Below are 20,077 nucleotides of genomic sequence, written 5' to 3'. Positions count from 1 at the left end.
GCAAAAAGAGATCGGTAAGTGACTGTAAGGGATTGTATGCGCCAGAGTAACACTCTGGACGCGCTTTGGCGTGTGAAGTCCGCTAGTTAGCAGCCTAAGTATTTAAGCTTGGTTTAAATGATGCAAAGCACAGCGGGCCGCTGCCAAATCCCAGGCAGCCGAGCCCACCGACTTGAAGAATAAAGGCTTGTCTTTGGGTGCTGGGGTGCGCAGCGCTTGATGAATGCTGTGGACGTGCTCCCAGTCCACTTCGGCCTGAATCAGGTCGCCTGCTTCCTGGCGGGCACCGACGACATCATCGGCATACAGACGGCTGGCCAGCAGGGTGTGAGGCTCGAATTCGGCCATATCCGGTTTGAAGGCGCCCAGGCCAATCAGCAAGCGGTCCAGCCGGGCAGGTTCGTGATACACGGGTGTCAGGCTGGATGTCAGGGTGATCAGCACATCGGTTTTTTCTGGAACGGCCGCGGCGGCCTGGACTCGGTTTCCGAATCTGGCTTGCAGGGAAGTAGCCACAGCTTGAGCTCGGTCAGGGTTGCGGCCGGTCAGGGTGACGTGCGCTTTGGGGTACAGCGTCATGATGGCATCGCAATGAGCCAGGGCTTGTCGCCCGTAGCCCAGCAAGGTGACGTGCTCCGGGCCCTGCGGCCACAGAGCCTGAATACCCAGCATGGACACGGCTGCGGTACGGCGTTCGGACAGGGTGGGAGCATCCATGATCAGCAGCGGCAAGCCGTTCTGGGCGTCGTAGACGCTGACCAGGCCCTGGATGATGCCGTGACCTTGCTCCAGATTGTCCGGCATCACATTAGCCAGTTTATGCACACCTATATCGCTGGAGACGGCAGGCATGGACAGCATTTGTCCGGTTTTCGGATAGTCCAGAACCTGACGAGTGGGGGCGACGATAGTGCCAGCGGCATATTGGGCCATGGCTTTGCCGAGCTGGGCGACCAGCTCGGGATAAGGCAGGGCACGAGCAGTCTCTTCAGAGGACAGGACGGTATAGGAAGCTTGCGTCATTCCAGGATCTCCATGGAGTCGGTCTGTGGGCAGCGCATAGTGCAGGACTATCGGCAATTCAGTGTAGCGTAGGCCCAGCTAAGGGCAATAGGGCCTTTCCGCCAGTGATCTATTGACCCACCTTGACAATTAATCCGCCCCGTCTGGCGGCCTGTCACGGCATAATGAGGCCTGATATCAGCACCTGCCCACGCGCGGGGCCGTGCATTGGGGAGAAAAATAATGAGTTTGCTTAATTCTGTTGTGTCGGCCTTGTCGTCGACGGATGCCAAATCCAAAGAGCAGGGCGCTTTGTTGCCCGCCCTGATTCAAGTCATCAGCAGCTACCCAGGCGGTTTGAGCGGCCTGATTGAACGCTTTCGCTCGGGTGGTTTTGGCGATGTGGTGTCGTCCTGGATTTCGCAGGGCAGCAACCAGGAAATCGGCCAGCAGGATTTGCTGGGTGTCATGGGCCAACCCGCCATCAAGCAACTGGTGGACCTGTCCGGTTTGAATCAACAAAGCGTGCTGGATAATCTGAAGATCATGCTGCCTTCCCTGATCAATCAAGCCAGCCCCAATGGTCAGTTTGATCCATCCCACATTACCGATGCCAGCAGCCTGCTGGGCGGTTTGACGCAGTTGTTTCGCAAGTCCTGATTGACTTGCGCCAGTGATACGGCCTGTCTGAAAGCCGTATTGATAAGAATGCAAAAAAGGCCTGGAGTCGGTGCAATACCGATTCCAGGCCTTTTTTTAGCTTGATGTAGAAAAACCTGTACAGCAATTCCGGCCTGTACAGGTTTTTTGGTCTTAGCCGCGTGCCGCTGCTTCCAGAGCTTGTTCCAGATCGGCCAGAATGTCGTCGATGTGTTCCAGACCAATGGACAGACGCACCATGTCTTCGCTCACGCCCACAGCGGCCAGTTCTTCGGCGTTCAGCTGACGGTGCGTGGTGCTGGCAGGGTGGCAAGCCAGGGATTTGGCATCACCAATGTTGACCAGACGCAGGACCAGGTTCAGTGCGTCAATAAAGCGGGTACCGGCTTCAATACCGCCTTTGATACCAAAGGACAGAATCGCAGCAGGTTTGCCGCCCATGTAGCGCTTGGCCAGTTCGTGGTCAGGGTGATCTGCCAGACCGGCGTATTTGACCCAGGACACTTGTGGGTGCTTGTTCAGGTACTCGGCCACTTTCAGGGCGTTTTCTGTGTGGCGTTCCATGCGCAAAGGCAGGGTTTCGATGCCTTGCAGAATCTGAAAGGCGCTCAGGGGAGCCAGGGCAGCGCCGGTGTTGCGCAGCGGAGCCACGCGGCAGCGGCCGATGAAGGCAGCGGGACCGAAGGCTTCGGTGTAGACCACGCCGTGGTAGGACGGGTCAGGGGTGTTCAGGATGGCAAAGCGCTCTTTGTGCTCGGCCCAGGGGAATTTACCGGAGTCCACGACCATGCCGGCGATGGTTGTGCCGTGACCGCCCATGTACTTGGTCAGCGAGTGCACCACGATGTCGGCGCCGTGCTCGATAGGACGGCACAGGGCAGGCGAGGCGACGGTATTGTCTACAATCAGGGGCACGCCATGACGGTGAGCGGCATCAGCCAGCGCACGGATATCAATGATGTTGCCAGCGGGGTTGCCGATGGTTTCGCAGAATACGGCACGGGTGCGATCGTCGATCAGGGCTTCCAGCGCTTCGATGTCGTTGGGCTGGGCAAATTTGACGGTAATGCCCTGACGTGGGAAGGAGTGTGCGAACAGGTTGTAGGTGCCGCCGTACAGTTTACTGACGGACACAATGTTGTCGCCGGCCTCTGCAATCGTTTGGATAGCATACGTGATGGCCGCCATACCAGAGGCTACTGCCAATCCAGCAATCCCGCCTTCCAGTGCTGCAACGCGCTCTTCGAGCACAGCATTGGTGGGGTTCATGATGCGGGTGTAAATATTGCCGGGCACCTTCAGGTCAAACAGATCCGCGCCGTGTTGCGTATTGTCGAAAGCGTAGGAAGTGGTCTGATAAATCGGAACAGCAACTGCTTTTGTGGTCGGATCTGGCTGATAGCCAGCATGAATGGCAAGAGTCTCTAGTTTCATGGTTAATTCTGGAATTGATGATCAAGTGGCTTATATAAGACAAAGCAAGCATAACCCTTGTATGTAGAGAAATGCATCTAAGGGCGCAGACATTAATACTATGCCTTTATTTCTTTTGGTAATAATGGCGAATTACTGACAGCCGGCTCTGCTTTTTAAAGAGTGGGTGGATATTTCTTATTTTCGTTACTTCGCAATGGCCCTACATGGGTTAGCATTTCGTATCCGGGCAGATGGCGTGTTGCATCCTGCCCCGAGGTCCTAGAGGCTTACATGAAAGTATGGTTTAAGCGGGGCTTATTCAGCCTCGTCGTTTTAGCTATTGTCACGGTGGTAGGCGGGGCGATTTTCCTGCTGACATTCAATCCCAATTCGTACAAACAGAAGCTGGCTGACATCGTCCAGCAAAAGTATCAGCGTACGCTCAAGATTGACGGTGATATCGAACTTTCTTTATTTCCCCGCATTGGCCTGTCCGTGCAGGGGCTGTCCCTGTCTGACCGTAATTCGGAAGATCCCTTCGCTTCTTTGGAAAGCGCCCGTTTTGCGGTGGCCTTGTGGCCTTTGATCAATAACCGCCTGGTGGTGGACCACGTCGCTGTTACCGGCTTCAAAGCCTGGATTGTGCGCGATGAAGAAGGCAAGCTGAATTTCGATGACTTGCTGCAAGCCCCGCCTGCCGGCCCTCATCTTCCCGTTGCCCGCTCCGGCGTGTCCTTGTTGCCCGCAGCACAAGCTGCCGAGGCTCCTCAGCCAGCCGAGCCTGCCCCCGAATCCTTGCCTGTCCCTGAACTGATTGCCAAGCGTTCTGGCAGCGAAACGGATTTCCAGATTGATATTGCCGGGCTGAGCCTGAAGGGTGGCGAAATCCATTACTTCAGCAAACGCAGCAATGTGATTGGCCGTTTGTTGCAACTGGAAGTGAACACGGGTCGCATGACCTTTGGTCAGCCTTTTGATGTGGCTTTCAAGAGCCGCTTGTCTGGGGATTACCCCGTGGCGGATGGTGTGCTGGAAGGGCAAGGGCAGTTGAGTCTGGACCCTGCTTCCAAATCCTACGGCGCGCAAAAGCTGAACTTGAGCTTTGTTGGTGATTTGGACCAACTGCAGGCACAAAGCCTGACGCTTAAGGGCAATGTGGCCTACAAGTCCGCTCAGCGTCAGTTCAGCGCCACTAATCTGGATACCCAATTGCAAGGTCAGTGGTTGGGCGCTTACCCGGTCAGCGATCTGAACGCCACGCTCAATACGCCCAAGATGGAAATCGACAGCGTCAGCGATCTGGTGTCTTTCGAGAAGCTGGCTTTGCGTGTCCGTGGCAAGAGTGACGATCAGAATCTGGATCTGGCCTTGGATGTGCCTCGTATCCAGGTATCGCCTGCCCAAGCTGAAGGCTCGCCTGTCGTTGCCAGCCTGAAAATCAGCGGCCCCAAGGTCCTGGGCCTGGGTTTGACGCTGCAAGGCTTGTCCGGCAACAGCCAGGAATTGGTGTTTGAGCAGGCCAAGCTGGACGGTGCCATCAAGCAAGGCAGCCGTGTTGCGCAGTTGAAGGCCAGCTCCCCCATGCAGTGGCAACCCTCGAACGAGTGGCTGCGCCTGCCCGAAATTCAAGCCAATATTCGCGTGGAAGACGAAGCCGATGCAGGTAGCCGCTTCGAGATGCCGCTGACTGGTCAGGCTGATCTGAATAAAGGCAAACAGGAATACAGTGCACAGCTAAGCAGCAGCACCGAGCAGGCTCAAGGTAGCCTGGATGTGACGCTGCAGGATAAAGGTAAAGGACCTTTGCTGGGTGCGGTGCTGAAAGCAGACAAGCTGGATCTGGACGAGCTGCGTTCGATTTTCTGGGTAACCGCCCCTGAAGTGGTGACTACACCGGAGCCAGAGCCCGAGGCCGAAGCCCCGGAAGCCACTGCCGAGCAGGAGCCTGCCGCAGAGGGCGCTGAGCAAGCCGAGCTGCCCAAGGCAGAGCAGCCAGAGGCTGCCCCCGCTGCAGAAGAAGTGCCTGAAGAAGCCTCCCCTTACGCCTGGCTGGATACGCTCAGCTTTGATCTGCGCTTTGAAATCGAAAAGCTGCGCAGCCTGGGTGTGGTAATGGATCAGGTCAAGGCTCAGGTGAAGAACCAGGGCCAGGTGATCAATCTGTCGCAGTTCAATGCACAGGCTTATGAAGGTCAACTCCAGGCCAAGGCCAAGGTTGAGCCTGGCAAGCGCTTTGAACTGGGCCTGAAGCTGCAACAAATGCAGGTCGGCTCGCTCTTGCTGGATGCGTTCGGCAATGACTATCTGGCTGGCAAGGGCAATGTGGACCTGAACCTGAAGGCGCAAGGCGCTACAAGCGAAGAACGCCTGAATGCGCTGGAAGGTGGTCTGACGGTCGATTTGCGTGATGGCAGCTGGCGCAGTGTGGATCTGGACCAGAGCGTGCGCGACATTAACGAAGCCGTGCGTAATGCCTTTGGCGGTCAGATTCCTTTGCTGCTGCCCGAGTCCGATCCTCTGCGTCGCACGGTGCTGAACCGCTTGCAGGGCAGTCTGGATATCAAGAAAGGACAAGCGACTTTCCGTAATTTCCGTGCCACCACCCCGATTCTGTCGGTGACAACGGCTAAAGGCGCCACGCTGGATTTGGTTAACCAGCAAGCGGATGTGACTTTGCAGGCCCGCCTGAATCACAACAATCTGGCCGCAGAAGAGCGCAAGTCCTTCCAGGATCTGCGTAATGTGCTGATTCCTATCCACATCTCCGGTCCCTGGACAGAGCTGTCCTACCAGATTCAGTGGAAAGACATTGCCAGCAATTCCATCAAGAAGGCGCTGCAAGACGGTTTGCTGGATTTGTTGAGCCAGCAAGCCTCGGAAGCTAAAGCGGAGTCCAAGCCTGATGTGAAATCCGAGGTGAAGCAGATCATCAAGGAAGAGCTGGGTGCCAAGGTTCCACAAACCGTGGGCGAAGCCATGAAGCAGTGGTTCAAGCCATGAGTACGGGTTCAGTGGTGAATTCGCCTGAAGAGACGGTCTGCCTGTTGCAAGGTGGCCCGGCTCTAAGCGACAGCAAGGCGCTGGCCTGCAAGGGGCGTTGGGTTCTGGGAAACGATCAGGGGCAGGTTCTGGCCCCTGATGCGCTGCCCGCCTTGGCCGAGCTCAGCCTGGAACTGCGTTTTGGTCAGTTGGTGCTGCGCGCTCCAGGCATGTTGCGCCTGGATATTGAAGTGGACGTTATTGAAGACGATCCGGATTCCTTTTCCCTGTGGCAAGAAAATGGTCAATCCGTGCAATTGGTAGACGAAGGGGATTTACCTGCCCAGTGGTTCAGCCGCTATACAGGCCAGCCGCTGCGTTTGCTAAAGCGTTTGCCCCAGGCCGAGTAAGCCGCCTGCGTTGTGAGCCCACATATAACAAGCCCTGCTCATGGCAGGGCTTTTTTTGCATTCAGATCATGTTGCAGGTTCGGACTGCAGCCGGTGATAGCGGGCAAGCAGGGTTTCCTGGCTTTCCTTGTGCTGGGGATGAATCTCGATACATTCAACCGGACACACCACCACGCACTGCGGCTCGTCAAAGTGGCCGACGCATTCGGTACACAGGTTGGGATTGATCTCGTAGATCTCCTCGCCCATGTAAATAGCCAAGTTAGGGCACTGCGGCTCACAAACGTCGCAGTTAATGCATTCTTCAGTAATGTGCAGTGCCATAGCGCAGTGTCCTGATAAGCGTGGTCCTTGGATTTGACCAGTCGGTCACCCTACAGTGTAGTACGGACCGCTGCGCAGGGCGAGTTCAGGTGGCTGAAACCGCTTGTTGGCTGCGTTCTTTGGCTTTGGTTTGTAGCCAACGCTCCACGGATGGGAACACAAATTTGCCCACGTCGCCGCCCAGAATGGCAATTTCGCGCACGATGGTGCCGGAGATGAACTGGTACTGGTCCGAAGGAGTCATGAACATGGTCTCGACTTCGGGCAGCAGGTGACGGTTCATGCCCGCCATTTGAAATTCGTATTCAAAATCGGACACGGCGCGCAGGCCACGTACGATAACGCGACCATTTTGTTCGCGTACAAAGTCCTTGAGCAGGCCGGAAAAGCTTTTCACTTCCACGTTCGGGTAGTGGCTGAGCACTTCGGAGGCGATCTCAACACGCTCTTCAACGGTGAAGAAAGGGCGCTTGTTCTGGCTGGAGGCCACACCGACCACGACGTGATCGAAAAGGTTGGCGGCTCGCCGGACCAGGTCTTCATGGCCTCGGGTCAGGGGGTCGAAGGTGCCGGGGTAAACAGCTGTGATCATGGTGCATCCGCGTAAGTGGTTCAAGTTGGCAGGTCGGAGTCCGGGGGGAGCGGTGCAGGCGTCCCGGAAAATTCGGCATTATTGACTGTTTTTTGCATCGCAGCAAATCGCAACAAATGATAATGTACCTGCCCTGCCTTATCCTGTCGTAGTATCCCGTATTGATCTGGGGCTTGTATAGGGGTTTCGGACTCAATGTAAACCAGTGCGTCCGGTGCCAGCACATTGGGCAGCAAGGGCCAGATGCGTTCCATCCAGTCGCGCGCAAAGGGCGGGTCTATAAAGACCAGATCGTAGCGCATCTGGCTGCGCTCCAGAATATGGAGGGCGTCACCCGCATGGATACGGACGTGGTCTGCCTTGAGCTTGGTACGCAGGCTGCGCAAATTGGTAACAGCGGGTCCGTGGCGTTCCACCATTTGTACAAAGGCGACACCGCGCGAGGCCGCTTCAAAGCCCAGGGCTCCGCTACCGGCAAACAGATCCAGCACGTTCTTGTCGCTGAATTGCCCGCCCCAGAAGTGGTTAAGCCAGTTAAACAGCGTTTCGCGCACACGATCCGGGGTGGGCCGCAGACCGGGTGCATCGACGACTGAAATCGGTGTGCGGCGGTAATCACCACCTACAATACGGACAGCATGTTTTCTCATTAGCGCTTTGATCGGATAATGTGGTCATTCAACAGAATTTTCTAGTGTAAATCGTATGTTCAGTTTTTTTAAAAGAAAGAAGGCCAAGCCAGAGCCACAAGTCACTCAAACGGAGCTGACCGAGCCGCTTTCTCCTGCCCAGTCTCAGCCCCAGGCAGACGCGGCAGACGCATCCCCCGCTGTATCGCAGGAGCAAGGCACGCCGGTTCAAACGCCGGTGGCCCCGCCTGCTGTGGCTTTGGATAGCCAGGCAGGTAGTCAGGCTGAACATCGCGCTGCTCCCGAGTCTACGCCCACGCAGCCAGAGGTGCCACAACCGGCCCCGGCCAGTGTTCCGACACCAGAGCCTGCACGCGTCTACGAGCCGGAAGTGCAACCTGCGCCGGAGCCCATTCGGACTCCTGAGTTTGTGCCGGTGCCTGAACCCGAGGTGCAACCGATTCCTGAGCCAGAGGTGCAGCCAAAGCCCGAGGTACAGCCGATTCCTGAGCCTGCACCGCAGCCAGAACCTGAGGTGCAGCCGACTCCTGAACCCGAGCCACAGCCAGAGATTGTTCCAGTTCCTGCACCAGCCCCTGTTCCTGCTCCACAGCCTGAACCAGCTCCGACTCCAGAGCCGGAAGCCGTCGCACCCGTGGTGAAGACTTCCTGGATGTCTCGCCTGAAACAGGGCTTGTCGCGTACAGGTCAAAGCCTGAGCAGCCTGTTCGTCGGTGCCAAGGTTGATGAAGCTCTGTTCGAGGAACTGGAAGACGCCTTGTTGATGGCAGACGCGGGTGTCGAGGCTACCGAGAAGCTGATTACCGCCTTGCGTGCCCGTGTTCGCAAGGAAAAAGTCAGCGATGCGGCCCAGGTCAAACAAATCCTGTGTGACATCCTGACCGATCACCTGAAGCCCTTGGAGAAGTCCTTTCCATTGGGTTCCAGCAAGCCGCTGGTCGTTATGATTGCTGGTGTGAACGGTGCAGGCAAGACCACTTCCATCGGTAAGTTGGCGCACACCTTCCAGGAGCAGGGCGCAAAAGTTCTGCTGGCGGCCGGTGATACGTTCCGTGCAGCTGCTCGTGAACAGTTGATTGAGTGGGGCACCCGCAATAACGTCAGCGTGATTGCTCAAGACGGTGGCGACCCGGCAGCGGTGGCCTTTGATGCGGTACACGCAGGCCGCGCCCGCGATATGGGTGTGGTCATGGTGGATACCGCCGGTCGCTTGCCGACTCAGCTTCACCTGATGGAAGAGCTCAAGAAGATCAAGCGCGTAATCGGCAAGGCCGATGGCCAGGCTCCCCATGAAATTCTCTTGGTTGTGGACGGCAACACTGGCCAGAACGCCATTTCCCAGATCCGTGCTTTTGATGCAGCCTTGGGTCTGACTGGCCTGGTCGTCACCAAGCTGGACGGTACGGCCAAAGGCGGTACGCTGGCCGCAGTTGCTGCCTGTGCTCAGGGCGTGCGTCCTATTCCGGTCTACTGGATTGGCGTGGGTGAAGGCATGCAGGATCTGCAGGCTTTTGTGGCCCGTGAATTTGCGTCGGCCTTGTTGGGCATGAACGCTTAAGCCCAAGTTTGGCTACAAAAAACCGGCGATGTCTCTAAAGGCATCGCCGGTTTTTTTATTGCTGGATCGTCCAAGGCAACAAGAGCCATTTGGTGAAAAGCAAAGGCTCAGCGTATATAGGCGCTTAGTATATGGACGCCTATTTAGTACTTGTAGCGCTTAGCGTCGCAGAAGCTCAGTTTGTGGCTGATGCTGGTCCAAGGCATTGAGCGCATGCTGGGCATGGGCGGCACGACCTTGGCGGGCATGCGTCAGCCAGTCCCGCGCAAACTGCGCTTGCTCGGGGTTGGCCGCATGTTGGGCGTACCAATCCAGCGCCACATCCACATCGGTGACCGCACCAATCAAGGCCTGACATTCACGCAGCACTTTGTGCAGCCCCTGCTTGTCGGCCGCGCTGGGCAAAAACTCCAGGCAGTAGCGCAGGCTCTTGATCCGGTTACGCAGGCGATGTTGCTTGTCCTGACTGATTTGCGCAAAGCGCTGGCTGCGCAATTGAATCGTCTGGAACCAGCGGCTGATACGGGCTTCAACCAGATGCTCGGGCTGGGGTACGCCATTCAGTTCCAGCGTAGGGCCGCAGATCAGGCTTTGCAGATTACTCAAGAGCAAGGACTGGAACTCGGCCGCGCTGGCCAGTTGAACCGGGTCGTGCTCCAGATGAGCAGGGGCTGGTTCCGGGGCTGGGCCGGGCATCCCTGCTTGCAGCAGCAAGGGGGTAATTTCCAGATGCACCAGGTCCTGATCGCGTGCCTGACCGAACAGACCAAAATAATGCGTCAGACGGGTATTGGCATAGCCTTCGCTGGCCGACAGCCACATTTTGAACAGCTTGCGGCAGGAGCGCAGGCGACGCAGACCCACACGCATCAAGGCCAGATAATCGGCCTGACGGGAGGAGTCCGGACGTATGCCATCCACACCCGCCAGCAAAGCGGCATTGCGAATGACCTGTTCCAGGCTCATGGTGGCGCTCAGGCTGTAAAACTGCTCCAGCTCTTCGGTATCGAAAAAATGCGGTTTGGGTAGATCGTAGGCTTTGCGCGTCAGGGCAGCAGCCACCTGTTCGGGTGACAGGTCCAAGCTTTCGGATTTCGCCCGACGGCGATCCGCCAGACTGGCCAGTGCATCACCACGCTCGGACTTGCTGCGCATCTCCAGAATCAGGCCATGCTTGTACAGCCAGCGCTGGCCGACCTCAAACATGGTCAGGCTCTCGCCGCTGATCAGTTCAATTTCCAGCTCGTTGACCAGTAGCTTCAAGCCATTGGATTCGATATGGCCCACATCGTAGGCCAGCTCCAGTTCAGACTGGCCTTGCTTGATCAGGGCCAGCTCGCGCTGGATGCGAGTCTGGTAACGGGCTTGAATCTGGTCCGCGTAGCGAGCCAGCGCCGCGTGGGCAGGCGTGTCCTGATACAGGCTCAGGTCCAGTTCCGGGCCAGGTCTGGGGTGATTGATTTCAATGCGGGACAGGGTGTCAGGACCGGGCAGTTTGACGGTCTGAACCCATTGTTCGCCTTCCTTGCGCAGTCGCAGGGCGATACTCGAGCGCGCCAAATCGCGTTCGGGCGTATCAAAGTAAATGGCATTTAAGGTAATGCTACCCGTGCGTACAGCGTCAAAGGCGGTCAATAAGCCGGGACGGGCACTCTCGGGTACAAAAAATTTCAACTCTTGTTCTAGCACAGCATCGCACTCGAGATGTCGCCCACAGAGGGTGGGCGGATAAAACGATTATTTTGCATGTAAACACGCCAAACTTGAAGTGCCGATACCCCGCATAAATGTTTGCAGTCGTGTCAGGCTTTATAAAGGGGGAGTGCCCAGCGGCTCGCGCCAGCCCAGCTGATGCGAAATGCTGTTGGCACACTGTCGCAACTGAGCCAGGATGGGACTGTCGATACTGGCATCAAACAAGGTGCTGGGGCCCAGACTGGTCAGGGCCAGCACAATTTGGCCGGAGTGATCGAACACGGGGACGGACAGGGCATCAATACCGGGCAAGGGGTTGCCCAGCGCCTGTGCCACTCCTTGCTCGCGGATTTTTTCCAGCATGGCGGCCAGCTCTTTGGGGCTGGGGCGCAGCGGGCTGATACTGGTGACCACGGCACTGTCGCCTGCCTCGCGCTCTATATAGTGGCGCGCCACTTCCGGGGGCAGCCAGGCAGCAAAGACGTGGCCAGTGGCCGTATGCAACATGGACATGACCGTGCCGCAGCGCATGTTCACGTGGACCGGGTAGCTGGCCTCGCTGATATGAACCATGGTGGGGCCGTGTGAACCCAGCACCGCCAAGCCCAGGGTATGCCCAATGCGCGAGGCCCAGGCCTGAACCAGGGGCAGGGCAATCTTGACCGGGTTCTGGCTTTGCAGGCTGACCAGGCCCATCTGCAAGGCAAAGGGCCCCAGCTCATACAGCCCGGTAGCCGGAGCCTGTTGCACCAGTCCTACATTGGTAAAGCTGACCAGATAGGGGTGGGCTTTGGCTGAACTCATTCCCGCCTGAGTGGCCAGATCACGCAACATCATGGGTTGTCCGCTGTCCACCAGCACTTTCAACAGGCCAAAACCCGTTTCAATGGATTGGATACGGCGACGTTTGTCGTCCAGAGCAGGCAAAATGGGTTCGGTCATAGGGGTTTGGGGCGGTTTGGCACGGTCTTCAAGTGTACCGACTAATGAAGCTGCCCGCCGGGGCCTGGGTGTCGTAAAATGGCCTTAATTATTATCTGTCTGAGCAAAGAGCACGATGAATCAAGAAATTCAGTCCGACGCTGGTCAACTGGGCGCCAGTCCAATCGCTCCCGTTCCAGAGATTGTTGAAGAGCTGCGCGCAGGTCGCATGGTTATTCTGGTTGACGAAGAGGACCGCGAAAACGAAGGCGACCTGGTCATGGCCGCCGAATTCGTGAATGCCGAAGCGATCAACTTCATGGTGACGCATGGTCGCGGTCTGGTTTGCCTGACCCTGACCGAAGAGCGCTGCCGCCAACTGGACCTGCCTTTGATGGCCACCCGCAACGGTACGCGTTTTGGCACCAACTTCACGGTGTCGATTGAAGCGGCTGAAGGCGTGGAAACCGGCATTTCGGCTGCTGACCGCGCTCGTACCGTGCAAGCGGCCGTGGCACGCGATGCGCGTCCGGTGGATCTGGTGCAACCCGGTCACATTTTCCCGCTGAAGGCGGCCAAAGGTGGCGTGCTGGTGCGTGCCGGTCATACCGAAGCCGGTTGTGACCTGACGGCCATGGCGGGTTTGACGCCAGCGGCTGTCATTTGCGAAGTGCTCAATCCTGACGGCACCATGGCGCGCCTGCCGGATTTGCTGATGTTTGCCCGCGAGCACGGCATCAAGGTTGGCACCATTGCAGATTTGATCCAGTACCGCAGTGAACACGAGTCCATGATCGAGCGTTTGCACAAGAAGCCCGTCAAGACTCCTTATGGTGAATTTGAATGCCACGCTTACCGCGACCTGTCTTCCGGTGGCTTGCACCTGGCACTGGTGCACGGTGAAATCAGCCCGGACGTGGAAACCCTGGTCCGTGTGCATGAGCCGACGACCGTGCTGGATGTGCTGATCGAGGGTGACGTAGGCCATAGCTGGACCCTGCCTACCGCCTTGCGTACCGTAGCCAAATCCGACAGCGGTGTTGTCTTGCTGATGAACTGTCAGAACTCCGAAGAAGAGAGTTTTGAGCAGATCCAGGCCTGGGGTGCCGACAGTCCGGTACCAACGCCACGCGGTCGTCCTAGCCGCAATGATTTGCGCACGTATGGAATTGGTGCACAAATTTTGCGTGACCTCAATGTTGGCAAAGCCCGTTTGATGTCGCGACCACGTAAAATGCCAAGCATGGCCGGGTTTGCATTGACCGTGACGGGTTACCATAGCGAACCAGATTCTCAATCCTAAGCGGAGCTTCCAACATGAATCCTTACATTGTTACCCCTGACCTGAATGGGGAAGGTCTGCACATTGGTATTGTGCGTGCACGTTTCAACGAATCCATCGGCCTGACCGAGTTGGAAGCTTGCCTGAAAGAGCTGGAAGCTCTGGGCGTGGACGAGCGCGATGTGACCGTTCTGTCCGTGCCTGGCGCGCTGGAATTGGGCATTACTCTGGGCCAGATGGCTGAAACCGGCGAGTTTGACGCTCTGATCGCTCTGGGCGCCGTTATCCGCGGTGATACCTACCACTTTGAAGTGGTCAGCAATGAAAGCGCTTCGGCCATTACTCAAGTCTCCCTGGCAACCGGTATTCCAGTTGCCAACGGTGTACTGACCACCAACACAGATGAACAAGCCGAAGTTCGCGCTGCTGAAAAAGGTCGCGATTGCGCCCGTACAGCGGTCGAGCTGGGCAATCTTATCGCCGTCCTCGAACCCGAGCTGGACGACGATGAGGACGAAGATTACGAGGACGAAGATCTTGACGACGACAAATAAAGTCCCGGCCAGCAAGGCCAACGGACGATCCGCGCGCCGCCGCTCGCGCGAATTTGCCCTGCAGGGCATCTACTCCTGGCTTTTGCGAGGCGCTGATGGCCTGCAGGAAGCCACCTCCATCGACGCCCATATCCGGGGCGACGAGGAGTTTGGCGAAGCTGACGCAGCCTGGTTCAAAACCTTGCTGTTCGGCGTCATGCGCGAAGCCCCTGTGCTGCGCGAACGTTTCTTGCCTTATGTTGATCGTCCTTTGGAAGAGCTCTCTCCCATCGAACACGGCATCTTGCTGATTGGCAGCTACGAACTGGTGCATCACGTTGAAGTGCCTTACCGCGTTGCCATTAACGAAGCAGTTGAACTGGCCAAGTCCTTTGGCGGCACAGACGGTTTCAAATTCGTGAACGGCGTGCTGGACAAACTGGCCGCCGACGTACGCGCTCCTGAAGTTGCCAAGCAGGCCCGCCGCTAAAACGGGGCGTGCCGTGCTGAACGAGTTCGGTCTTATCCAGCAGTATTTCAATCGCCCCGCTCCCGAAGGATATTTGGGAGTGGGTGACGATTGCGCCCTTTTTACCCCCACACCCGGCTGGCAACTGGCCAGCAGCGTGGATCTTCTGATCGAAGGGCAACATTTCTTTCCCGATGTGGACCCCTTTCTCTTGGGGCACAAGGCGCTGGCCGTGAATCTGTCGGACCTGGGCGCCATGGGAGCCAAACCACGAGCCTGCCTGCTGGCTTTATCCATGCCCGAAGTCCGTCCCGAATGGCTGGCCGCATTCTCCAAAGGTTTGTTCCAGTTGGCCGATCAGGCGCAATGCCCCTTGATTGGCGGTGACACCACGCGCAGCAAACAAGGCGTGGTCATCAGCATTACGGTGCTGGGTGAGGTTCCGGCTGGGCAGGCGTTGCAACGCAATGCAGCCCAGCCCGGTGACGATATCTGGTTAACGGGCACCCTGGGTGCCGCAGACATAGCCTTGCGTCTCCTGCAAGGTCGCTTGGCTGCTGATCCTGATCGTCTGGCTGCCAGTCGCCCGGCATTGGAGCAACCCTGGCCGCCTTATCGCCTGGGTCATGCCCTGGCAGGTTTGGCTCATGCCGCCATTGATGTGTCTGATGGCCTGGTCCAGGACCTGGGCCATATTGCCAAAGCCAGCCAATGTGCCGCCCATCTGGATTGGGATGCCTTGCCGCTGGATCCTTCCTTGAAGGGTTTACCAGCCGAGCTGCAACGTGAAGCGGCTCTGGTTGGTGGCGACGTTTTTCAATTGTGTTTTACGGGTGCTCCCCAAGAACGGGAGTCCATCATGGCGCTGGCCCAGCGCGAAGGCGTGCAGCTTAGCCGTATTGGCTCCATGCATGCTGGTAGCGGGGTGCATGTGCGTGATCAACAGGGTCTGCATCCTGCCCCTGCCCAGGGCGGTTTCGATCATTTTGGTGGCTGAGTCTGTGTCATGAGCACATTTCCTGATCCTTCCTTGAATCCGATTCAACGTCCTACCCTGGATTGGGTGGTGAAAAAGCCTTGGCGCTTGATTGCCTTTGGTGGTGGTACCGGCGTCTTGCGTCCGGGGCCGGGCACCTGGGGCACGGTGCTGGCCTGGGTCTTGTGGGTCTTGGGTCTGCATGTACTGACCGACACGCAAATGGCCATTTTCTTGCCAGTCACCTTTTTCATAGGCTGCTGGGCTTGCCATCGCACAGGCTACGATCTGGGCGTGTCCGATCACAGCGGCATGAACTGGGATGAGATGGTCGCCTTCTGGTTGGTGCTGTGGCTGATTCCGCAGACCTGGCTGGCACAGGGCATCGCATTCGTTTTATTTCGTTTCTTTGATATTCTCAAACCACCGCCGATCCGCTATTTTGATCGTCGTCTGCATAATGGTTTTGGCGTTATGTGGGACGATCTCCTGGCGGCAGGTTATACCTTGTTGCTAATGGCTGTCTTGGTACGTTTTGGAGTTTTCTCATGAGCGATTACGAGCACGGCAATGCCGCCCTGGCCCTGGGGCGAGCCCTTAAAGATCGCGGCTGGATGGTCGCCTGCGCCGAGTCATGTACAGGTGGCCTGCTGGCTGCTGCCTTGACGGACCTGCCCGGTTCCAGCGCCTGGTTTGAACGTGGTCTGGTCACCTACAGCAACAAGGCCAAGGTTCAGGAGCTGGGCGTGAACCAGGACACCCTGGATCGCTTTGGTGCAGTCAGCGAAGAAACCGCCATGGAAATGGCGGCGGGTGCGCTGGAAGCCACTGCAGATGCAGAACTGGCTATTTCCACGACTGGCATTGCCGGTCCGGACGGAGCCACAGCAGGAAAGCCGGTTGGCCTGGTGTGCTTTGGTTTTGCACAACGCCGGGGCGATGGCATTGTGACTCGCGCCTCTGCCCGTATCTTTGATGGTGATCGGGCTCAGATCCGTCAGCAGGCCGTGGAATACGCCTTGGCCAGCGCGCTGACCATGCTCAATCCTGCCTGATTTCTTCAGGCCGGCAACATCAAACCCAGCTGCCTGGCGCTCGAACGCAGTTCGGGCAGGCAGCGCTGGATCAGCTTCTCTTCCGTATCCTGCCAGTCCTTGATGCTGATGCTCATCCCGGCCACAACGCGCCCGCTGGCACTGCGCACGGGTACGCCAATCGCCGTCAAACCCAGCTCCAGCTCTTCCTTGATCAAGGAATAATCCTTTTCCTGCACCTGCTTCAATTCGCGCAGCAAAGCTTCGCGAGTATGGGCGGTGTATTGCGTCATGATCTTGAAGGGAGCCAGCTCCAGATAGGCATCCAGCCTGCTTTGCGGCAACTGCGACAGCATCATTCGCCCGATCGAAGTGCAGTGGGCAGGCAGGCGACTACCCAGGCCCAACGACACCGTCAACACACGCTGTCGTTGGGCACGTGCCAGATACAGGATCTCGTCCCCATCCAGCAAGGCCAGCGCACAGGTTTCACCGACGCGATCACTTAAATCGTCCAGTATGGGCTGGGCCAGACTGACGATGGACGTCGAAGAAAAATAAGCATGGCCCAGCTGCAAAATCGCTGGGCGCAGTTTCCAGAACGCGCCTTCCTGCTCCGCATAGCCCAAGGCTTGCAGAGTGTAGAGGCAGCGCTGCACCACTGCTCGCGCCAGACCTGTTTTCAGGGCAATTTCTGCGGCCCGCAATGGGCGTCTTCTGTCTGAAAAAGCCGTAATCACCTGCAGGCCACGGGCTAGCGATTGCATGTAGTCCGGGTCGCCTTTGTAGCTGCTGGTGGGGGGATTTGTCTCTTTATTCGTTGTCATTGCTCAGTCGGGGGCAAGGGCTTGTTTTGTTCGATTAACGAACGTGGCAGGATTATCAAGAATTATCGATGATAAATTGTAAAAAAAACAAGACTTAGCAATTTAATAATCAGGTTCGATTATCGAACAAAATAAGTTTGGAGTGATTCATGAAAAAAGTCCTAGCTCGTAAAGTGGCTCCTCTGCTGGCCGGAATGGGTTTGCTGTTTTGTTCCTTGGGTGCGCAAGCGGCGTACCCGGACAAGCCTATCCGTCTGGTTGTGCCCTTTACGCCGGGCGGTGTAACTGACGTGATTGCCCGAGGCGTCGCACAGCAACTGTCCAAGGATCTGGGCCAGATCATCATTGTGGAAAACAAGCCCGGTGCCAGCGGCATTATTGCCACGGACTTCGTCGCGAAATCCGCCCCAGACGGCTACACCGTCTTGCTGGCTGCGGTTGGTCAGGCCGTGGTGAATAATCACCTCTACAAGAAACTGCCTTATGACCCCGCGCAGGATCTGGCTGCTGTTTCTCTGGTGGCAGAAGGGCAGAACGTGCTGGTGGTCAATGCCAAGCAAAGTCCGTTCAATACGGGTGAAGAGCTGATCAGCCATGCTCGCGCCAAACCTGATGATCTGACTTACGCTTCCTTTGGTAATGGCTCGTCCTCGCACCTGTCGGCAGCCGCCTTTACTACCATGGCCAATATCGAAGTTATCCACGCTCCTTACCGTGGCAGCGCACCAGCCATGACCGATCTGCTGGGTGGCCATATCTCCTTCATGTTCGACAGCATGGGCACCGCGATTACGCACATCAACGCCAATACCGTGCGCCCCTTGGCCGTGTCCGGTCCCGAGCGTTCTTCCTTGCTGCCAGAGGTTCCAACCTTTGCAGAGCTGGGCCTGGACCAGGGCTACAACGTGACAGCCTGGTTTGGTTTCCACGTCAGTAGTGGCACGCCTGCTGAAATTGTCGACCGCCTGAGCCAGGCCATGAAGACTGTCAGCGAAAACAGCGAGTTTGTTGAAACCTTCCGTCGTCAGGGCGTGGATATCATTTCCTCCACCCCTGCCGAGTACGCCGAGTTCCTGCGTCAGGAAGACGAGAAGTTTGGCAGCCTGATCAAACAAGCCAATATCACGCTGGACTAATCGTTTTTTGAATGGAGCACTGTAACGTGAGCGATCAGCACGCCTCGCAGGCGACGCGTCCTGCCCCTTTGGATGGCATCCGGGTTCTGGATCTGACACGCATTCTGGCTGGCCCATGGTGCACACAGAACCTGGCCGACCTGGGGGCCAATGTCTACAAGATAGAGCGGCCCGAAACCGGCGACGATACTCGCGCCTGGGGCCCGCCCTTTTTGCAGACACCTGAACAGGAAGATACGGCTGAAGCGGCCTACTACTTGTCCGCCAACCGTAACAAGCAGTCGATCAGCCTGGACATTGCCAGCCAGGAAGGGGCGGATGTGGTGCGTGCCATGGCACGGGAATGCGACATCCTGGTCGAGAACTTCAAGGTGGGTGGCCTGGCCAAATACGGCCTGGACTACGCCAGCCTGAAAGAGATCAACCCCCGTCTGATCTACTGCTCGATTACCGGCTTTGGCCAGACAGGCCCTTACGCCGAGCGGCCGGGTTATGACTTCATGATCCAGGCCATGGGCGGCATGATGAGCCTGACGGGCGAGCGTGACGACAAGCCCGGCGGTGGCCCCCAGAAAGCGGGGGTTGCTGTCGCGGACCTGATGACGGGTATGTATGCCACCAGCAGCATTCTGGCCGCCTTGTTTGAACGCTCACGCAGTGGCTTGGGGCAGCATATCGACATTGCTCTGCTGGACTGTCAGGTTGCCATGCTGGCGAACCAGAACATGAACTATCTGGTCAGCGGGCAGGCGCCGAAGCGGGCGGGCAATGCACATCAGAATCTGGTGCCGTATCAGGTGTTCCCGACGGAAGATGGTCACATCATTGTGGCTATCGGCAATAACCGTCAGTTCGCGGCTTACTGCGAAGCGATTGGCCATCCGGAAGTGGTGAAGGACGCGCGTTTCCGCATCAATAGCCAGCGTGTCAAACACCGGGACGAGCTGGAGCAGATCCTGAGTGCCGCGATGCAAAAGCACCCCAGTGCTTATTGGCTGGAAGCTTTGGACAAGATTGGCGTGCCAGCCGGGCCTATCAATGATCTGCATGGTGTGTTCTCGCACCCGCAGGTTCAGGCCCGGAACATGCGGATCGAGCTGGACCATAGCCAGGCAGGGAAGGTCAGCATGACGGCCAGCCCCATGCGTTTTTCAGATAGCCCGGTGTCCTATCGGATGGCTCCGCCGCAGTTGGGCGAACATACGGAGCAGGCTCTGGAGAGTTTGCTCGGGGCGGATAGCCTGGAATTGAAGCAGTGGCGTAACCGGAACCAGGTTTGACTAGGGTTAAAAGCCAAAGCCAAACCAGAATTTGAACCAGTGCCAGTGCCAGAGTCGAGGCGCAGGCCTGGTTTAGCGTTTGGACTTGTGGCAGGAGCAGTGTCCGATTGACACCGCTCCTGCTACCTGAAATACAGCTCAGACCCTGGCCTGGGGCTCGTGACTCAGTAGGGGGGAAGTTGCTTCTTACGCTTAAGGTTCAACTGAGCCTGAGCGGGACCTATCGGTCATAGCCTAATAAATAAAAAGCCCCACTCACTTGGATTCAATCCAAAGTGAGTGGGGCTTTCTTATATCTACACTAATTGCTGTCGCTGTCGCTGTCGCTGTCGC

The 20,077-nt window shown here is 57.2% G+C and carries 21 protein-coding genes; 12 read left to right on the top strand and 9 right to left on the bottom strand.

The annotated features are described in order from the left end of the window. Nucleotides 1-102 precede the first annotated feature (102 nt). Nucleotides 103-1,023, bottom strand: a complete 921-nt coding sequence (locus tag DUD43_RS15210; protein WP_153230937.1) for a delta(1)-pyrroline-2-carboxylate reductase family protein — start codon at nt 1,021-1,023, stop codon at nt 103-105. 222 nt (nt 1,024-1,245) lie between these two features. On the opposite strand from DUD43_RS15210, the gene DUD43_RS15205 reads away from it, so the two are divergent. Continuing rightward, nucleotides 1,246-1,662 (top strand): YidB family protein, encoded by a 417-nt coding sequence (locus tag DUD43_RS15205; protein WP_153230936.1) that lies wholly within the window; start codon nt 1,246-1,248, stop codon nt 1,660-1,662. A gap of 153 nt (nt 1,663-1,815) precedes the next feature. Here the strand turns inward: DUD43_RS15205 and DUD43_RS15200 are convergent, their stop codons facing one another. Next, complete coding sequence (locus tag DUD43_RS15200) at nt 1,816-3,096, bottom strand: bifunctional O-acetylhomoserine aminocarboxypropyltransferase/cysteine synthase (RefSeq protein WP_153230935.1); 1,281 nt, start codon at nt 3,094-3,096, stop codon at nt 1,816-1,818. Between the two features lie 273 nt (nt 3,097-3,369). Here DUD43_RS15200 and DUD43_RS15195 point away from each other — a divergent pair, with 273 nt between their 5' ends. Further along, nucleotides 3,370-6,078 carry an AsmA family protein gene (locus DUD43_RS15195; protein ID WP_153230934.1) on the top strand — a complete coding sequence of 903 codons (2,709 nt, stop codon included), beginning with the start codon at nt 3,370-3,372 and terminating at the stop codon, nt 6,076-6,078. After that, nucleotides 6,075-6,467 (top strand): MOSC N-terminal beta barrel domain-containing protein, encoded by a 393-nt coding sequence (locus DUD43_RS15190; protein ID WP_153230933.1) that lies wholly within the window; start codon nt 6,075-6,077, stop codon nt 6,465-6,467. The genes DUD43_RS15195 and DUD43_RS15190 overlap by 4 nt, the downstream gene beginning before the upstream one ends. 66 nt (nt 6,468-6,533) lie before the next feature. Here DUD43_RS15190 and DUD43_RS15185 read toward each other — a convergent pair whose 3' ends face one another. From DUD43_RS15185 to DUD43_RS19265, 4 genes are all read right to left on the bottom strand, one after another. Further along, nucleotides 6,534-6,791 (bottom strand): YfhL family 4Fe-4S dicluster ferredoxin, encoded by a 258-nt coding sequence (locus DUD43_RS15185; protein ID WP_153230932.1) that lies wholly within the window; start codon nt 6,789-6,791, stop codon nt 6,534-6,536. An 85-nt stretch (nt 6,792-6,876) separates the two neighbouring features. Then, on the bottom strand, nt 6,877-7,383 hold the full coding sequence (gene coaD, locus DUD43_RS15180) for a pantetheine-phosphate adenylyltransferase (RefSeq protein ID WP_153230931.1): 507 nt from the start codon (nt 7,381-7,383) through the stop codon (nt 6,877-6,879). A 20-nt stretch (nt 7,384-7,403) separates the two neighbouring features. Further along, nucleotides 7,404-8,033: a 16S rRNA (guanine(966)-N(2))-methyltransferase RsmD gene (gene rsmD / locus DUD43_RS15175; RefSeq protein WP_153230930.1), complete on the bottom strand. Its 630-nt coding sequence runs from the start codon at nt 8,031-8,033 to the stop codon at nt 7,404-7,406. Between the two features lie 287 nt (nt 8,034-8,320). Next, the gene (locus tag DUD43_RS19265; protein WP_228125977.1) at nt 8,321-8,665 is read right to left on the bottom strand and encodes a hypothetical protein; all 345 of its coding nucleotides are present in this window, start codon (nt 8,663-8,665) and stop codon (nt 8,321-8,323) included. Here DUD43_RS19265 and ftsY point away from each other — a divergent pair. Further along, on the top strand, nt 8,548-9,591 hold the full coding sequence (gene ftsY / locus DUD43_RS15170; protein WP_228125971.1) for a signal recognition particle-docking protein FtsY: 1,044 nt from the start codon (nt 8,548-8,550) through the stop codon (nt 9,589-9,591). The genes DUD43_RS19265 and ftsY overlap by 118 nt on opposite strands. Before the next feature lie 159 nt (nt 9,592-9,750). On the opposite strand, the gene DUD43_RS15165 is transcribed toward ftsY, so the two are convergent. Together DUD43_RS15165 and DUD43_RS15160 are read right to left on the bottom strand one after the other, a co-directional pair. Further along, nucleotides 9,751-11,265, bottom strand: coding sequence for a CYTH and CHAD domain-containing protein (locus DUD43_RS15165; RefSeq protein ID WP_265588056.1), 1,515 nt, complete (start codon nt 11,263-11,265; stop codon nt 9,751-9,753). A gap of 135 nt (nt 11,266-11,400) precedes the next feature. Beyond that, nucleotides 11,401-12,228, bottom strand: coding sequence for an IclR family transcriptional regulator (locus DUD43_RS15160; RefSeq protein ID WP_153230927.1), 828 nt, complete (start codon nt 12,226-12,228; stop codon nt 11,401-11,403). Nucleotides 12,229-12,343: 115 nt separating this feature from the next. Between DUD43_RS15160 and ribBA the strand changes: the two genes are divergently transcribed. The 6 genes from ribBA to DUD43_RS15130 are packed head-to-tail and all read left to right on the top strand — an operon-like array spanning nt 12,344 to nt 16,522. Continuing rightward, nucleotides 12,344-13,510, top strand: coding sequence for a bifunctional 3,4-dihydroxy-2-butanone-4-phosphate synthase/GTP cyclohydrolase II (gene ribBA, locus DUD43_RS15155; protein ID WP_153230926.1), 1,167 nt, complete (start codon nt 12,344-12,346; stop codon nt 13,508-13,510). A gap of 14 nt (nt 13,511-13,524) precedes the next feature. After that, entirely contained in the window at nt 13,525-14,043 is a 519-nt protein-coding gene (gene ribH, locus DUD43_RS15150; protein ID WP_042488798.1) for a 6,7-dimethyl-8-ribityllumazine synthase, read from the top strand. Beyond that, entirely contained in the window at nt 13,997-14,512 is a 516-nt protein-coding gene (gene nusB / locus DUD43_RS15145; protein ID WP_042488795.1) for a transcription antitermination factor NusB, read from the top strand. The genes ribH and nusB overlap by 47 nt, the downstream gene beginning before the upstream one ends. Before the next feature lie 13 nt (nt 14,513-14,525). Beyond that, entirely contained in the window at nt 14,526-15,488 is a 963-nt protein-coding gene (gene thiL, locus DUD43_RS15140) for a thiamine-phosphate kinase (protein ID WP_153230925.1), read from the top strand. A gap of 9 nt (nt 15,489-15,497) precedes the next feature. Continuing rightward, a complete protein-coding gene (locus tag DUD43_RS15135; protein ID WP_035275669.1) occupies nt 15,498-16,019 on the top strand; it encodes a phosphatidylglycerophosphatase A in 522 nt (173 codons plus the stop codon). Then, nucleotides 16,016-16,522, top strand: a complete 507-nt coding sequence (locus tag DUD43_RS15130; protein ID WP_026485462.1) for a CinA family protein — start codon at nt 16,016-16,018, stop codon at nt 16,520-16,522. The genes DUD43_RS15135 and DUD43_RS15130 overlap by 4 nt, the downstream gene beginning before the upstream one ends. Before the next feature lie 5 nt (nt 16,523-16,527). On the opposite strand, the gene DUD43_RS15125 is transcribed toward DUD43_RS15130, so the two are convergent. Further along, on the bottom strand, nt 16,528-17,328 hold the full coding sequence (locus DUD43_RS15125) for an IclR family transcriptional regulator domain-containing protein (RefSeq protein WP_153230924.1): 801 nt from the start codon (nt 17,326-17,328) through the stop codon (nt 16,528-16,530). Between the two features lie 149 nt (nt 17,329-17,477). On the opposite strand from DUD43_RS15125, the gene DUD43_RS15120 reads away from it, so the two are divergent. Together DUD43_RS15120 and DUD43_RS15115 are read left to right on the top strand one after the other, a co-directional pair. Beyond that, a complete protein-coding gene (locus DUD43_RS15120; protein WP_153230923.1) occupies nt 17,478-18,464 on the top strand; it encodes a Bug family tripartite tricarboxylate transporter substrate binding protein in 987 nt (328 codons plus the stop codon). 26 nt (nt 18,465-18,490) lie between these two features. Beyond that, nucleotides 18,491-19,744, top strand: coding sequence for a CaiB/BaiF CoA transferase family protein (locus DUD43_RS15115; RefSeq protein WP_228125816.1), 1,254 nt, complete (start codon nt 18,491-18,493; stop codon nt 19,742-19,744). The last annotated feature ends 333 nt before the right edge of the window (nt 19,745-20,077 follow it).

Origin of the sequence: Alcaligenes faecalis (assembly GCF_009497775.1) — a bacterium.
In the GTDB taxonomy this organism is placed as follows: Bacteria; Pseudomonadota; Gammaproteobacteria; order Burkholderiales; family Burkholderiaceae_B; genus Alcaligenes; species Alcaligenes faecalis_D.
The sequence above is the reverse complement of the archived record's forward strand: the minus strand, read 5'-3'. Positions and strand labels throughout refer to the sequence as shown.

Excerpts from the sequence above, each read along its gene's own strand:
- DUD43_RS15210 (WP_153230937.1), bottom strand. The coding sequence starts at position 1,023 with ATGACGCAAGCTTCCTATACCGTCCTGTCCTCTGAAGAGACTGCTCGT.
- DUD43_RS15205 (WP_153230936.1), top strand. The coding sequence starts at position 1,246 with ATGAGTTTGCTTAATTCTGTTGTGTCGGCCTTGTCGTCGACGGATGCC.
- DUD43_RS15200 (WP_153230935.1), bottom strand. The coding sequence starts at position 3,096 with ATGAAACTAGAGACTCTTGCCATTCATGCTGGCTATCAGCCAGATCCG.
- DUD43_RS15195 (WP_153230934.1), top strand. The coding sequence starts at position 3,370 with ATGAAAGTATGGTTTAAGCGGGGCTTATTCAGCCTCGTCGTTTTAGCT.
- DUD43_RS15190 (WP_153230933.1), top strand. The coding sequence starts at position 6,075 with ATGAGTACGGGTTCAGTGGTGAATTCGCCTGAAGAGACGGTCTGCCTG.
- DUD43_RS15185 (WP_153230932.1), bottom strand. The coding sequence starts at position 6,791 with ATGGCACTGCACATTACTGAAGAATGCATTAACTGCGACGTTTGTGAG.
- coaD (WP_153230931.1), bottom strand. The coding sequence starts at position 7,383 with ATGATCACAGCTGTTTACCCCGGCACCTTCGACCCCCTGACCCGAGGC.
- rsmD (WP_153230930.1), bottom strand. The coding sequence starts at position 8,033 with ATGAGAAAACATGCTGTCCGTATTGTAGGTGGTGATTACCGCCGCACA.
- DUD43_RS15160 (WP_153230927.1), bottom strand. The coding sequence starts at position 12,228 with ATGACCGAACCCATTTTGCCTGCTCTGGACGACAAACGTCGCCGTATC.
- ribBA (WP_153230926.1), top strand. The coding sequence starts at position 12,344 with ATGAATCAAGAAATTCAGTCCGACGCTGGTCAACTGGGCGCCAGTCCA.
- ribH (WP_042488798.1), top strand. The coding sequence starts at position 13,525 with ATGAATCCTTACATTGTTACCCCTGACCTGAATGGGGAAGGTCTGCAC.
- nusB (WP_042488795.1), top strand. The coding sequence starts at position 13,997 with ATGAGGACGAAGATTACGAGGACGAAGATCTTGACGACGACAAATAAA.
- DUD43_RS15135 (WP_035275669.1), top strand. The coding sequence starts at position 15,498 with ATGAGCACATTTCCTGATCCTTCCTTGAATCCGATTCAACGTCCTACC.
- DUD43_RS15130 (WP_026485462.1), top strand. The coding sequence starts at position 16,016 with ATGAGCGATTACGAGCACGGCAATGCCGCCCTGGCCCTGGGGCGAGCC.
- DUD43_RS15125 (WP_153230924.1), bottom strand. The coding sequence starts at position 17,328 with ATGACAACGAATAAAGAGACAAATCCCCCCACCAGCAGCTACAAAGGC.
- DUD43_RS15120 (WP_153230923.1), top strand. The coding sequence starts at position 17,478 with ATGAAAAAAGTCCTAGCTCGTAAAGTGGCTCCTCTGCTGGCCGGAATG.